Origin of the sequence: Intrasporangium sp. (assembly GCF_039812505.1) — a bacterium.
Classification (GTDB): Bacteria; Actinomycetota; Actinomycetes; order Actinomycetales; family Dermatophilaceae; genus Intrasporangium_A.
The window spans coordinates 49,158-62,231 of record NZ_JBDIAQ010000003.1; the positions used below are offsets into that span (position 1 = coordinate 49,158).

Below are 13,074 nucleotides of genomic sequence, written 5' to 3' on the forward strand. Positions count from 1 at the left end.
CGAGGGCGGCAGTGGCGTCAGGTCTGATCAGGCTGGAGTCGGGCACGGGGCTCCTCTCCGGGCTGCTCGCGCAGCGGCTGGGAACAGGGGACCGACTGATTCTACGTACGCGCCCCGGCCCGCTCCCGCGCGCCCGGGCCCGGGCCGGCGGACGGGGGGCGGCACGGGGCCGTCGGGCGGGCCCGACACCCGGCACCGGCATAGGCTGGAGGTGTGGCCGAAACGGTGGCCACGCCCATCGTCAAGGAGACCAGGTGCTCGACTTCGAGGAGCTTCCGGAGCTGCACGATCCGATCCTCATCGCGGCCTTCGAGGGCTGGAACGACGCCGGTGAGGCGGCCTCCGCGACGGTCCGCCACCTGGCCGAGTCCTGGGACGCCGAGGTCGTCGCGGCCTTCGACCCGGAGGACTACTACGACTTCCAGGTCAACCGGCCCCGGGTGCAGACCGAGGACGGCGCACGGGTCCTGGTCTGGCCGACCACGCGGATCCTGGTTGCCAGCGAGACCGGTTTCGACCACGACGTCGTGCTCGTGCAGGGCATCGAGCCGTCGATGCGGTGGCGGGCGTTCTGCGTCGAGCTGCTCGATCTGGCCGACCGGCTCGGGGTGCAGGCGATCGTCACGATCGGCGCGCTGCTCGCCGAGGTGCCGCACACCCGGCCGATCCCCGTGACGGCGACCGGTGAGGACGACACCGTCCGGCAGCGCTTCGACGTCGAGGGCAGCCGCTACGAGGGCCCGACCGGCATCGTCGGCGTCCTCACGCACATGGCCGGCGACCTGGGGATCCCCTCGCTGTCCGCGTGGGCGGCGGTGCCGCACTACGCCGGTGCCGCGCCCTCGCCGAAGGCGACGCTGAGCCTGCTCAAGCGGGTCGAGGCGCTGCTCGGGACCAGGGTGCCGCACGGCGAGCTCGAGGAGGACGCCCAGGCCTGGGAGCGCGGCGTCGACGAGCTGGCCCGCACCGACGACGAGGTCGCCGAGTACGTCCAGTCCCTCGAGCAGGCCCAGGACACCGCCGACCTGCCCGAGGCCAGCGGCGACGCGATCGCCCGCGAGTTCGAGCGGTACCTGCGCGGCCGCGACGACGAGGCCGGCCGCTGAGAGGAGCGACATGTCGAAGGACAACGTCCCGGTCCCGGGCAGCTCCCGCGACCTTCCGGAGTCGGCGCACGTGCTGGGCCCGGTGGCCCGCGACGAGATCGTCGAGGTCACCCTGGTGCTGCGCCGGCGCGCAGCACTGCCCGACCCCGCGACAGGGGCACGGCTGACCCGTGAGCGGCTCGAGGCGGCATACGGCGCCGCCCCGGCCGACGTGGCGCTGGTGACCGACACGCTCACCCGGGCCGGTCTGACCGTGCTGGACGTCCACCCGGGCACCCGCCGGGTGCGGGTCTCCGGACCGGCCACCGCCGTCGAGGCGGTGTTCGCCACCCGGTTGTCACAGGCCCGGGTCGAGCACGCCGGCGCGGTGCGCGAGGTCCGTCTGCGCACCGGCGAGGTCACCGTCCCGCCGCAGCTCGACGGTGTCGTCACGGCGGTGCTGGGCCTCGACACGAGGCCGCAGGCGCGGCCCCGGTTCCGCACCGGCGTGGTCGGCTCGCCGGCCGGGGCCCGGGCAGCCGGCACGAGCTACACGCCGGTCGACCTCGCCCGGATCTACCGGATGCCGCCCACGGACGGCTCGGGGCAGACGATCGCCCTGATCGAGCTGGGTGGGGGCTACCGCCCGGCCGACCTGACCCACTACTTCGCCGGGCTGGGCATTGCCCTGCCCCGGGTGACCGCCGTCGGGGTGGACGGGGCGACGAACGCACCGACCGGCGACCCCACCAGCGCCGACGGTGAGGTCGTGCTCGACATCGAGGTCGCCGGGGCCGTCGCACCGGCGGCCGCGCTGCTCGTCTACTTCGCCCCGAACACCGACGCCGGGTTCCTGGACGCCATCAGCACCGCGGCCCACGCGACACCCACGCCGACGGCGCTGAGCATCAGCTGGGGCCAGAGCGAGGACCAGTGGACCGCCCAGGCCCGGGCCGCGATGGACGACGCCTTCGCCGACGCCGCCGCACTGGGCATCACCGTCACGGCTGCCGCCGGTGACAACGGCAGCGCCGACGACCCGGCCGGGACCGGGGTGCACGTCGACTTCCCGGCCTCGAGCCCGCACGTGCTGGGCTGCGGCGGGACCAGCCTGCTGGCCGACCCCGCGACCGGGGTGGTGACCAGCGAGAAGGTGTGGGACGACGGGCCGGGCCGGGGCGCCACGGGTGGCGGGATCAGCGACGCCTTCGCGCAGCCGGGCTGGCAGGCCGGCGCATCGGCCGCACCGTCGGTCCACGGCCGGGGCGTGCCCGACGTGGCCGGCGACGCCGACCCCGCCACCGGCTACCGGATCTACCTCGACGGGACCAGCGCCGTCTACGGGGGCACCAGTGCGGTGGCCCCGCTGTGGGCCGCCCTCGTCTGTCGTCTCGCCCAGTCCGTCGGGCAGCCGCTGGGCCTGCTCGCCCCCCGGCTGTACGCCGGGGTCCGGCCCGGGACGGTCCAGCCGGGCTTTCGCGACATCACGAGCGGCAGCAACGGCGCGTACCGGGCCGGGCCCGGCTGGGACCCGTGCACCGGGCTCGGGGTCCCCGAGGGCACGGCGCTGCTCGGCGTGCTGGGCAGCGCCGGCGCCGCCTGAGGGGTCAGAGCCGGACGCCGAGCAGGGCGTCGACGGCGGCGTGCAGCCGGGCGGGCGCCTGCGGGTCGCCGGGTGCGTCACCGGTCCGGGCCTGACAGACCCACCGGTCCACGGCGGCCAGCGCGCGTGGGCTGTCGAGGTCGTCGGCCAGGGCCGCGCGCAGCTGCCGGATCGTCGGCTCGGGGTCGGGGCCGCGGCCGGCCGCCAGCGCCTCGCGCCACCGGTCGAGGCGCTGCACCGCGAGCTCGAGCGCCTCGTCGGTCCACATCCAGTCGGTCGCGTGGTGGTGCTCCAGCAGCGCGAGCCGGATCGCCATGGGGTCGGTCCCACCACGGCGCAGGGTCGAGACGAGCACCAGGTTGCCCTTGGACTTGCTCATCTTCTCGCCGTGCAGCCCGACCATGCCCTGGTGCACGTAGGCCCGGGCGAACGCCGGCTCCTGCGCGAGCACCTTGGCGTGCGAGGCGCTCATCTCGTGATGCGGGAAGATCAGGTCGCTGCCACCGCCCTGCACGTCGATCGGGATGCCGAGCCGGTCCATCGCGATGCAGGCACACTCGATGTGCCAGCCGGGCCGGCCCGGCCCCAGCGACCCGCCGTCCCACTCCGGCTCCCCGGACCGCGCGGCGCGCCACAGCAGCGGGTCGAGCGGGCCGCGCTTGCCCGGCCGGTCGGGGTCACCGCCCCGCTCGGCGGACAGGGCGAGCATCGTCGCGGCGTCGTAGTGGCCGACCGAGCCGAACGTCGGGTCGCTGGTGACGTCGAAGTAGTAGTCGGCGGCCCCGGTCAGACGCGCGTCGTCGGCCGGGACCGGGTAGGCCGCGCCGCGTGCGACCAGGGCCGCGATCGGGCGCACGAAGGTCGGGATGCTCTCGACCGCGCCGAGGTAGGCGTCGGGGGCGATGACGGCCAGGGCCTGCATGTCCTCGCGGAAGAGGTCGATCTCGCGCAGCGCGAGGTCGCGCCAGTCGATCCCGTCGCGGGCGGCCCGCTCGAGCAGCGGGTCGTCGATGTCGGTGATGTTCTGCACGTAGGCCACCGCGACCCCGGAGTCGCGCAGCACCCGGCCGAGCAGGTCGAAGGTCACGTAGGTGGCCGCGTGGCCCAGGTGCGTCGCGTCGTACGGCGTGATCCCGCAGACGTACAGCGTGGCCGTGTCACCCTGCGCGGCCGGGACCTTCGACCCGGTGGCCGTGTCCCTCACGACGACGCGGGGGGCGCGGCCGGGGAGGTCGGGAATGCTCGGCGACTGCCACGATTTCACTCCGGCAGCCTATCCGGCGGCGACCGAGGGCCCCGCCGGGTGGGGTGCCGACAGGGTGGGCTCAGAGCGGCGGCCAGGGCACCGACGGCCACCCGCTCGAGGGCAGCGGGTGGCGCCGGGTGCGCAGCAGCGCGCGCGTGCGTCGGCCCAGGGCCGTGACGTCGTCCTCGGGCAGCAGCACGCCGAGGGCGGTCGCGACCGCGTCCTGGTGCAGGGCCGCCTCGAGCCGGGCCAGCCGAGCCACGTCGGCGGCCACCAACGGCTCGCCGGCCCAGCCCCACAGGACGGTGCGCAGCTTGGGCGCGGGATGGAAGCACACGCCGTGGTCGATCGCCCAGAGCCGGCCGGTGCCGTCGCGCAGGCAGTGCGACCCCTTCCGGTCGGAGTTGTTCAGCACCGCGTCGAGCACGGCGAGCGAGCGCACGTCGGGCGCGTCGACGTGCACCAGGGTGACCACCTGCCCGTCGGTGGTCTCGCCGTCGAACACCTCTAGCCACCCCGGGGGCACCTGGCCCGCGGGGACGACCGTGACCACCGCGTCATCCGCGACGGGGTGGTGGGGGTCGCCGATCCACAGCTGGACCGAGCCGGACCCACGCGGTCCGTCGCGCATGATGGTCGGCGGCACCAGCTCCCAGCCCCCGAGCCGCGAGACCAGGTGGGCCGCGACCTCCCGGCCGGCGAGCGTGCCGTCGGGAAAGTCCCAGAGCGGCCGTTCGCCGCGGACCGGCTTGTAGATGACGTGGTACCCGGTACCGGCCAGCCGGCAGAGCAGCGCCCGGTTGGACGACTGCGCGACCCTGCCGACGACCTCGAGGCTCCCGGTCAGGTCTGGCTCGCCCGTCGGTCGGGAGGCGCCGCCCGGATCAGCGCCGGTAGCCATTGGCCCGCGGGCAGATGTGGCCCTCGGGGTCCAGCGGCCCACCGCAGAAGGGGCACGGCGGTCGGCCGGCTGCGACCAGCGCGGCGCCGCGGCGGGCGAACGCGCGGGCGGCTGACGGCGCCAAGGTCACGCGCAGCGAGTTGCGGTCCAGGGCGGTCGCGGCCCCCGCGTCGTCGTCGGGAAAGTCGTCCGGGTCGTGGTCGTGGCACTCGATGACCATCAGGTGACGCTCGTCGTCCCACGAGAGCGCCAGCGTCTGGACGCGCCAGTCCTCGTCGAAGGGGGTGACCAGCGGCTCGGCGTCCTCGCTCGCACCGCCGGGCCGGCCCGGCTCGACCGCCTCGGCCGGGGCGAGCTGGTCGAGCACGTCGTTGATGCGGTCGGCGAGGATCTCGACCTGCTGCTTCTCCAGGCCCACCGTGAGCAGCTGCGTGCCGTCGGTGGCCTGCAGGTAGAACGCCCGCTGACCGACCGGCCCGACGGTCCCCGCGACGAAGCGCAGGGCCGGGTCGAACTCGTGCAGCGTCATGGATTCGACCTTATCCGACCGTCCCCGAGCCACCGCCGACGACGCCGTCGCCCGCCGCTCCCGACTCGGCCTCCGGCGGGCGCAGCCCGGCCAGGTCGCCTCCCGTGTCGTTGACGCGCAGCACGAGCGGGCGGTGGCTCGTGTAGTGCACGACGCTCACCGACCCGGGGTCGACCTGGATGCGCTGGAACTCGTCGAGGTGGGCCCCGACGGCGTGCGCGAGCAGGGACTTGATGACGTCGCCGTGCGAGACCGCGACCCAGACGGCGTGCGGGCCGTGCTCGTGCGCGACGCGCTCGTCCTCCTCGCGGACCGCGCGCAGCGCTCGCGTCTGCATCGCCACCAGCGACTCCCCCGGGTATGCCGCCGAGCTCGGGAACGCCGCCTCGCTCGGCCGGTCCTGCACCACCCGCCACAGCCGGTCCCGGGCGAGCTCGGTGAGCGGCCGACCGGTCCACGCGCCGTAGCGGCACTCCCCGAGCCCGGCGTGCACGCTTCGAGGCACCGAACCGAGGGCGGCGGCGATCCGCTCGCCGGTCTGGACGCACCGGTCGAGCGGGGAGCTGACGATCCGGCGCACCGTCAGGCCCGCGTCGGCGATCCGCTTGCCGACCGCGTCGGCCTGGCGCGCGCCGGCGTCGTCGAGGAACACCCCGGGCATCCACCCGGCCAGCGTCCCGGCCGTGTTGGCGCTGGACCGGCCGTGCCGGACGTAGAGGACTGTGGGCACCTGGCCAGCGTAGACACCCCGGCCCGACGACGCGCCACCCGGCCCGGGACGTGGTGAGGTAGGGGGGTGATCGTCGACCAAGCCATCTACCGGGACGGCCAACGGCACCCGTGCACCGACCTCGGTGACGAGCTGGACCGGCTGCGTGAGGGGCAGGACGGGTTCCTCTGGATCGGCCTGAAGGACCCGACCGCCGAGGAGTTCGCCCTCGTCAACCGCAAGCTGCACCTGCACCCGCTCGCCGTCGAGGACGCCGTCAAGGGCCGCCAGCGCGCCAAGATCGAGCAGTACGAGTCGTCGCTGTTCGTGGTGCTGAAGACGCTGCGCTACCTCGACGAGACCAGCGACATCGAGACGGGGGAGCTGATGCTCTTCACCGGCGACCGGTTCGTGGTCACGGTGCGGCGCGGCGAGGGCAACCCGCTGGCCGGGGTGCGCCAGGCGCTGGAGGCGACCCCGGAGCGGCTGCAGTTCGCGGCGAAGGGGGTGCTGCACGCGGTCGTCGACTCGGTCGTGGACAACTACCGCCGGGTGGACCAGGAGCTGCAGCACGACCTCGAGCAGATCGAGCAGACCGTCTTCGGCGACGGCGCGGGCGGCGACGCCAACGTCATCTACCGGCTCAAGCGGGAGGTGCTCGAGTTCCGCAGGGCGGCCGTGCCGCTGGCCGAGGCGCTGGAGGAGTTCCTGACCCGGGGCGCCGGACGGGCCTTCGAGGCCGACCTGCACCACCTCTTCCGGGACGTCATGGACCACCTGCGCCAGGTGGTCGACCACACCGAGTCGTACGACCGGCTGCTGACCGACATGCTGAGCGCCCACCTGGCGGGCGTGTCGGTCAAGCAGAACGAGGACATGCGCCGCATCTCGGCCTGGGTGGCGATGGCCGCGGTGCCGACCATGATCGCCGGGATCTACGGGATGAACTTCGAGTTCATGCCCGAGCTGAGCTGGCACGTCCGGGTGGCCGGGCACGAGCTCTACCCGGGATACTTCCTGGTGCTGCTGCTGATGGCCGTCATCTGCACGGTCCTCTACCGGGCGTTCAAGCGGTCCGGCTGGCTCTGAGCCTGAGGCGCGACTGCGCGGCGCGGCCGGCCCGCGGCCCTCAGGTCGCGCTCATCCACCCGGCTGCGAGGGTCAGCACGAGCGCGGCGCCGAGAACCACCCGGTACCAGACGAAGGCGAGCAGGCTGTTGCCGGCGACGAAGCGCAGCAGCCAGGCGATCGAGGCGTAGGCGACCCCGAAGGCCACCACCACGCCCACCAGCATCTGGCCCACGCCGAAGCCGGCCAGCTGGGTGCGCTCCTGCACCGCCTCGAACAGGCCCGCGGCGGTCAGCGCCGGGATGGCCAGGAAGAAGCTGAGCCGGGTGGCGGTGACCCGGTCGATCCCGCGGGCCAGACCGGCGGAGATCGTCGCGCCGGACCGGGACACGCCCGGTACGAGCGAGAAGCACTGGACCAGCCCGATGACCAGACCGTCGAGCGGGGTCACCGAGTGCTCCCCCCGCACGACGCCGCGCCGGTCGAACCTCGTGTGCATCCGCTCGGCGACCACCATCACCACCGACCAGAGGACGAGGGCCGCAGCGACGACCCACAGGCTGCGCAGCACCCCCGAGATGACGTCCCGGGCGAGGAACCCGACGATGCCCAGCGGGATCGACCCGACGATGACGGCCCAGGCCAGGCCGTAGTCGGGGTCGCGGCGGGCCTCCTGCCGCGCCAGCCCGCGGAACCAGGCCAGCGCGAAGCGCACGATGTCGCGCCAGAAGTACAGGAACGTGGCGAGTATGGCGCCGAGCTGGATGATCGCGGTGTAGGCCGTGACCGCCGGGTCGTCGACCTGCAGACCCAGCAGCTTCTCGGTGATGGTCAGGTGTCCCGTCGAGGAGACCGGCAGGTACTCCGTCACTCCCTCGATCACGCCGAGGATGATCGCATCGAGGTAGCTGAGGTCAGGCACGGCGTCATCCGCCCAATCGGTCGTCGGTCGCGTGGAGGTGGACCCGGCGCGGGTCGGCAGGGGCCAGTCGGGAAGCCTAGTCGGTGCCGGGCACCAGCTCGGCCAGGGCGCGCAGGATGGTGCGCTGCCCCTCCCCGGTCGGTGCGTGCGGTGCCACGGCCAGCGTGGTGACCCCGGCCGTGGCGTAGCGGCCGATGCGGCGGGCGATCCGGTCGGCGGGGCCGATCAGGGCCGTCTCGTCGATGAACTCCAGCGGGACCGCGGCCGCGGCCTCGCGGGGTCGGCCGGCCAGGAAGAGGTCCTGGACGCGGGCGGCCTGCTCCTCGTAGCCCATCCGGCAGGCGAGCTGGTTGTAGAAGTTCTTCTCCCGCGAGCCCATGCCGCCGAGGTAGAGCGCGCAGTAGGGCCGCACCGCGTCCGCGGCGCGTTCGACGTCGTCGTGCAGCACGACCGGGACCGTCGCGACGACGTCGAAACCGGCCATCGGAGCGGCGGCGTCGGCCCGGCCGGAGGCCCGGCGCCCCTTCTCGATCGCGTCCAGCAGGTCGCCGGAGTGCTCGGGGCTGTAGAAGATCGCCAGCCACCCGTCGGCGATCTCGCCGGTCAGCTCGAGGTTCTTCGGGCCGACCGCGGCGAGGTAGACGGGCAGGTCGGGGCGGTGCCCGCGGATGGTCAGGCGCAGCGCCTTGCCGGGACCGTCCGGCAGCGGCAGGGTCCAGAACCGGCCGGCGTGCTCGAGCGTCCGGCGGGCGAGCGCCATCCGGACGATCTCGACGTACTCTCTCGTCCGGGCCAGCGGGGCGGCGAACCGCACCCCGTGCCAGCCCTCGCTCACCTGCGGGCCGGAGACGCCCAGGCCGAGCTGGAACCGCCCGCCGGAGAGCATGTCGAGGGTGGCTGCCGTCATCGCCGTCATGGCGGGAGTCCGCGCGGGGATCTGCAGCACCGCGCTGCCGAGCCTGACCCGCTGCGTGCAGGCGCCCACCCACGACAGCACCGTGACGGCGTCGGACCCGTAGGCCTCGGCCGCCCAGACGCTGTCGTAGCCGAGGGTGTCCGCCAGGACGGCGTTCGCGACCAGGTCGGTCGGTGCGCCACCGGGTCCCCAGTACCCGAGGTTGAGGCCGAGTCTCATGACGGTGAGGCTATCGGTCCACCGTCGCGGTCCCGGGTCAGCGGCCCGGTGGAGCCGATCCCCGCCGTCCGGGGCCGGCGCCGGTCACTCGTCGTCGTCCTCCTCGTCCTCGTCGTCGAAGTCGTACTCGTCATCGTCGTCATCGTCGTCATCGGAGTCGTCGTAGTCGTCCGAGTCGAGTCCGGCATAGACACCGTCGTCGTCGGAGTCGTCCTCCTCCATGTCGAGGTCCTCGCCGTAGACGGACAGCGGCGTGGCCACCTCGGTGGCGTCGAACAGCGCCTCGTCGTAGTCGTCGAACGCCTCCGCGAGGTCGTGCGCCGCGGCGATCACCGTCGGATGGTCCGGGTCACGGCTCGAGGTGGCCGCCTCGTAGTGGCGCTCGAGGGCTGCGATGAGCTGCTCCAGGGCAGCGCGCGCGTCGCTCATGGAAAGACCGTAGTGGACGCGGCGGGTCGTGCACACACCTTCGCCCACGCTCCTGGCGGTGTGTGCCCGACCGCGGTCCCGGGGCACGGGCACGGCAGGCCCGGCGGGGCCGGCAGCGGTGTCACAATGGCCGTGATGAGCGAACTGAGCGAGTACGAGTACCGGGTCCTGACCTTCGACCGGCACACCTCGAAGGCGGACGCGCGTCAGGCGGTCCGCGAGCACGCCGAGTACGGCCGCTGGGAGCTGGCTCGCTCGGTGATCTACGTCGGCGGGATCCGCCGGATGTGGCTGCGCCGCCGGATCATGCGCGTCCGGCGCACGTGACCGCGAGTCGGCGGCGTGCTCAGCAGCGTTGCAGGAAGTCGGTCAGCACGCGGGCCCCGAACTGCAGCCCGTCGACGGGCACCCGCTCGTCGACGCCGTGGAACATCCCGACGAAGTCGAGCTCGCCCGGCAGCCGCAGCGGCGCGAAGCCGTAGCCGGTGATCCCCAGCCGGCCCAGGGCCTTGTTGTCGGTGCCGCCGGACAGGCAGTAGGGCAGTACCGCCGCGCCGGGGTCGGCGCGCATCAGGGCCTGCTTCATCGACTCGACGAGGTCGCCGTCCCACGGCGCCTGCAGCGCGACGTCCTCGTGCACCGTCTCGACCTCGACGAACTCCCCGGCGAGCTCTCGCAGCGTGTCGAACAGCTCGTCGCGGTGACCGGGCAGGTAGCGACAGTCGAGCGCGGCCGTCGCCGTCTGCGGGATGACGTTGTGCTTGTAGCCGGCCTCGAGCATCGTCGGGTTGACGGTGTTGCGCAGCGTGCCCTCGACGAAACCGCGCGCCGCGCCCAGGGCGGCCAGCAACGGGTCCGGCGCGTCGGCGGCATACGGTTTCCCGGTCAGCCGGCTCACCCCGTCGAGCAGGCCCCGGACGGAGGCGATGTACTGCCGCGGCCACTCGTGCGCGGCGATGCGCCCGAGGGCCTCGGCCAGGCGGACGACGGCGTTGGCGTCGTTGGGGACCGAGCCGTGCCCGGCGCGCCCGTGGGCGCGCAGTCGCAGCCAGGCCAGGCCCTTCTCGGCCGTCTGGAGCAGGTAGGCGCGCCGCGGCCCGGCGGGGGTGGGCAGGGTGACGCTGAACCCGCCGACCTCGCTGACCGCCTCGGTGACGCCGTGCAGGACCTCGGGGTGGTGTTCGACCAGCCAGTGGCTGCCGTAGCTGCCCCCGGCCTCCTCGTCGGCGAAGAAGACGACCGTCAGGTCGCGGGCCGGCTTGGTCCCGGTGCGGGCCAGGGTGCGGACGGCGGCGAGCATCATGGCGTCCATGTCCTTCATGTCGACCGCTCCGCGACCCCAGACGCAACCGTCGCGCTGCTCGGCCGCGAAGGGGTCGACCTGCCAGTCCGCCGCGTCGACCGGCACGACGTCGAGGTGTCCGTGCACGGCCAGCCCGGGCCGGGCCGGGTCGGCGCCCTCGATCCGCAGCGCGACGTTGGCACGACCGGGGCCGCTCTCGAAGAGCTGCGCCGTCAGGCCGACCTCGGCGAGCTCGCCCAGCACGTACTCGGCCGCAGCCCGCTCCCCCGGCCCGCTGCCGTCGCCGTAGTTCGAGGTGTCGATCCGGATCAGGTCGGAGCAGATCCGCACGACCTCGTCCTCGGGAGCGGACCCGGGCTGGGCTTCGCCGGTCGTCATCTGCCCAGCGTAGGCGGACCCGGGCCGGCCCGCCCGGCCCCCGGTCGACCGGTTCGTGCTCGGGTCGATCGGTTCGTGCTCGGGCACGGCGTCGTGCTAACGTTTCTGCTCGCCGCAGGGCGCTCCACGAGGGTCCTGCACATCACCTTGTCGGGGTGGCGGAATGGCAGACGCGCTAGCTTGAGGTGCTAGTGCCCTTAACGGGCGTGGGGGTTCAAGTCCCCCCCTCGACACCACGTGCTCCGAGTGGCGCGGCTGGGCTACTGACCGGTAGAACACAACAAGTCAGGGCGGGCGACCCGCGTCACGCTCGGCCGGCCGCCACCGGGCGGACTTGTCGTGTTCTTCGGAGCGCCACCAGGGGCGCCGCGAGCCCGGGCAGCACGACTCCGTGCTGCGGCCGGCCCCACAACCCGGTACGCCTACGCTGACGCGCGTGACCTTCCTGCGCGCGCTCGTGTCACTGATGCACGGGCGCGGCTTCCGAAGGCTCTTCGCCGCCCGGGTGGTCTCGCAGGGCAGCGACGGCATCTTCGAGGTGGCCCTGGCCAGCTACGTGCTGTTCAACCCCGAGCAGGCGGCCGACCCAGAGGCGATCGCGGCGGCCTTCGCGGTCGTGCTGCTGCCCTACAGCGCGCTGGGGCCGTTCGCGGGCGTGCTGCTGGACCGGTGGCCGCGGCGCCGGGTCCTCGTCGTGAGCCAGCTGCTGCGGGCCGGGTCGATGGCGCTCGTCGCGCTCCTGGTCGCCGGCACGGACCTCGGTCCGGCCTTCTTCCTGGTCGTGCTGCTCGTCTTCTCGCTGAACCGCTTCGTCCTGGCGGGCTTCTCGGCGGCCCTGCCCCATGTCGTGGGCCGGGACGAGCTCGTCGGGGCGAACTCGGTCGCCCCCACCCTCGGCTCGCTCGCGTACGTCGTCGGCGGCGCGGTCGGGGCGGCCGTGCGCGCCCTCGGGTCGGATGCCGTCGTCGTGCTGGTCGCCGTGGGCGGCACGCTCACCGCGGCCTGGGTCGCCGCGCGGCTGCCCTTCGTCGGCCCCACCGGAGACCAGCCGGGACCGCGTCCCGGGCAGGTCGCGGCGGTGGTCGCACGCGGCTTCGTCGAGCTGGTCCACACCCTGCCGGTCCGCGGCTGGTTCGTGCTGGGCCTGGTGTTCCTCACGCGGGTGCCCTTCGGGCTGGTGCTGCTACAGGCGCTGCTGCTCTCGCGCGGGCCGTTCGCGGAGGCCGGCGGCACCGGCATCCTGCGCTTCGGGCTGGCGGCCGGGGCCTCGGCGGTCGGCTTCGCCCTGGGCGCGTTCGTGACCCCCTGGCTGGCCGGCCGGTGGTCGCCCGTCCCGTATGCCGCCGTCGCCCTCGCGCTCGCCGGTGCCGCGGCGCTCGGGCTGGGCTGGTGGCTGGCGCTCTGGAGCACCGCGCTGCTGGCCGCCCTGGTGTCCTTCGGTGCCCAGTCGGTCAAGATCTGCTGCGACTCCCTGATGCAGCGGCACGTCTCGGACGCGCTGCTGGGCCGGGCCTTCTCGGCCTACGACCTGGTCTACAACGGCGGCCTGGTCGTGGCCGTGGCCCTCGGTGCGGCGCTGCTGCCGCCCAGCGGCCTGCTCGCCTGGCCGGTGCTGGTGATCGGCGCGGTCTGCGCGGTCGCGGCCGTCCGGGTAGTGCCGACGTGGCTGGCCGCCACCCGGGCGGACGGCCGCCGCGGGGCCGACGGCCAGGCTGCGGTGTGAGGGAGCCGCGGCCCGGCGCGGCGCGGGTCGGGCCCGGCGCACT

General features: G+C 74.0%; 13 protein-coding genes and 1 tRNA gene. 6 read left to right on the top strand and 8 right to left on the bottom strand.

Going from position 1 to position 13,074, the window contains the following annotated elements:
• The first annotated feature begins 254 nt into the window (after window positions 1-254).
• Both WMI84_RS01015 and WMI84_RS01020 read left to right on the top strand, forming a co-directional pair.
• The gene (locus tag WMI84_RS01015) at window positions 255-1,106 is read left to right on the top strand and encodes a PAC2 family protein (RefSeq protein ID WP_347350127.1); all 852 of its coding nucleotides are present in this window, start codon (window positions 255-257) and stop codon (window positions 1,104-1,106) included.
• A 10-nt stretch (window positions 1,107-1,116) separates the two neighbouring features.
• Window positions 1,117-2,688, top strand: a complete 1,572-nt coding sequence (locus WMI84_RS01020) for a S53 family peptidase (protein ID WP_347350128.1) — start codon at window positions 1,117-1,119, stop codon at window positions 2,686-2,688.
• A gap of 4 nt (window positions 2,689-2,692) precedes the next feature.
• Here WMI84_RS01020 and mshC read toward each other — a convergent pair whose 3' ends face one another.
• The 4 genes from mshC to WMI84_RS01040 all read right to left on the bottom strand — a co-directional run bounded on the left by mshC (window position 2,693) and on the right by WMI84_RS01040 (window position 6,094).
• Window positions 2,693-3,952 (bottom strand): cysteine--1-D-myo-inosityl 2-amino-2-deoxy-alpha-D-glucopyranoside ligase, encoded by a 1,260-nt coding sequence (gene mshC, locus WMI84_RS01025; RefSeq protein ID WP_347350129.1) that lies wholly within the window; start codon window positions 3,950-3,952, stop codon window positions 2,693-2,695.
• Between the two features lie 61 nt (window positions 3,953-4,013).
• Window positions 4,014-4,835, bottom strand: a complete 822-nt coding sequence (locus WMI84_RS01030) for an SCO1664 family protein (protein ID WP_347350130.1) — start codon at window positions 4,833-4,835, stop codon at window positions 4,014-4,016.
• Window positions 4,819-5,364 (bottom strand): DUF3090 domain-containing protein, encoded by a 546-nt coding sequence (locus WMI84_RS01035; protein ID WP_347350131.1) that lies wholly within the window; start codon window positions 5,362-5,364, stop codon window positions 4,819-4,821. The genes WMI84_RS01030 and WMI84_RS01035 overlap by 17 nt, the downstream gene beginning before the upstream one ends.
• 10 nt (window positions 5,365-5,374) lie before the next feature.
• Window positions 5,375-6,094, bottom strand: a complete 720-nt coding sequence (locus tag WMI84_RS01040) for an MSMEG_4193 family putative phosphomutase (protein WP_347350132.1) — start codon at window positions 6,092-6,094, stop codon at window positions 5,375-5,377.
• Between the two features lie 66 nt (window positions 6,095-6,160).
• Here WMI84_RS01040 and corA point away from each other — a divergent pair, with 66 nt between their 5' ends.
• The gene (gene corA / locus WMI84_RS01045; protein ID WP_347350133.1) at window positions 6,161-7,162 is read left to right on the top strand and encodes a magnesium/cobalt transporter CorA; all 1,002 of its coding nucleotides are present in this window, start codon (window positions 6,161-6,163) and stop codon (window positions 7,160-7,162) included.
• 40 nt (window positions 7,163-7,202) lie between these two features.
• Here the strand turns inward: corA and WMI84_RS01050 are convergent, their stop codons facing one another.
• From WMI84_RS01050 to WMI84_RS01060, 3 genes are all read right to left on the bottom strand, one after another.
• The gene (locus WMI84_RS01050) at window positions 7,203-8,063 is read right to left on the bottom strand and encodes an undecaprenyl-diphosphate phosphatase (RefSeq protein ID WP_347350134.1); all 861 of its coding nucleotides are present in this window, start codon (window positions 8,061-8,063) and stop codon (window positions 7,203-7,205) included.
• Between the two features lie 76 nt (window positions 8,064-8,139).
• Window positions 8,140-9,198 (bottom strand): LLM class F420-dependent oxidoreductase, encoded by a 1,059-nt coding sequence (locus WMI84_RS01055; protein WP_347350135.1) that lies wholly within the window; start codon window positions 9,196-9,198, stop codon window positions 8,140-8,142.
• A gap of 84 nt (window positions 9,199-9,282) precedes the next feature.
• Entirely contained in the window at window positions 9,283-9,627 is a 345-nt protein-coding gene (locus WMI84_RS01060; RefSeq protein ID WP_347350136.1) for a hypothetical protein, read from the bottom strand.
• Window positions 9,628-9,762: 135 nt separating this feature from the next.
• Between WMI84_RS01060 and WMI84_RS01065 the strand changes: the two genes are divergently transcribed.
• A complete protein-coding gene (locus WMI84_RS01065) occupies window positions 9,763-9,954 on the top strand; it encodes a DUF5703 family protein (protein ID WP_347350137.1) in 192 nt (63 codons plus the stop codon).
• Between the two features lie 19 nt (window positions 9,955-9,973).
• On the opposite strand, the gene WMI84_RS01070 is transcribed toward WMI84_RS01065, so the two are convergent.
• On the bottom strand, window positions 9,974-11,308 hold the full coding sequence (locus WMI84_RS01070; protein WP_347350138.1) for a M20/M25/M40 family metallo-hydrolase: 1,335 nt from the start codon (window positions 11,306-11,308) through the stop codon (window positions 9,974-9,976).
• 149 nt (window positions 11,309-11,457) lie between these two features.
• On the opposite strand from WMI84_RS01070, the gene WMI84_RS01075 reads away from it, so the two are divergent.
• Together WMI84_RS01075 and WMI84_RS01080 are read left to right on the top strand one after the other, a co-directional pair.
• A tRNA-Leu gene (locus WMI84_RS01075) sits at window positions 11,458-11,544 on the top strand.
• A gap of 200 nt (window positions 11,545-11,744) precedes the next feature.
• A complete protein-coding gene (locus tag WMI84_RS01080; RefSeq protein WP_347350139.1) occupies window positions 11,745-13,031 on the top strand; it encodes an MFS transporter in 1,287 nt (428 codons plus the stop codon).
• Window positions 13,032-13,074: the final 43 nt, after the last annotated feature.

Excerpts from the sequence above, each read along its gene's own strand:
- WMI84_RS01035 (WP_347350131.1), bottom strand. The coding sequence starts at position 5,364 with ATGACGCTGCACGAGTTCGACCCGGCCCTGCGCTTCGTCGCGGGGACC.
- WMI84_RS01070 (WP_347350138.1), bottom strand. The coding sequence starts at position 11,308 with ATGACGACCGGCGAAGCCCAGCCCGGGTCCGCTCCCGAGGACGAGGTC.
- WMI84_RS01030 (WP_347350130.1), bottom strand. The coding sequence starts at position 4,835 with ATGGCTACCGGCGCTGATCCGGGCGGCGCCTCCCGACCGACGGGCGAG.
- WMI84_RS01065 (WP_347350137.1), top strand. The coding sequence starts at position 9,763 with ATGAGCGAACTGAGCGAGTACGAGTACCGGGTCCTGACCTTCGACCGG.
- WMI84_RS01055 (WP_347350135.1), bottom strand. The coding sequence starts at position 9,198 with ATGAGACTCGGCCTCAACCTCGGGTACTGGGGACCCGGTGGCGCACCG.
- WMI84_RS01020 (WP_347350128.1), top strand. The coding sequence starts at position 1,117 with ATGTCGAAGGACAACGTCCCGGTCCCGGGCAGCTCCCGCGACCTTCCG.
- WMI84_RS01060 (WP_347350136.1), bottom strand. The coding sequence starts at position 9,627 with ATGAGCGACGCGCGCGCTGCCCTGGAGCAGCTCATCGCAGCCCTCGAG.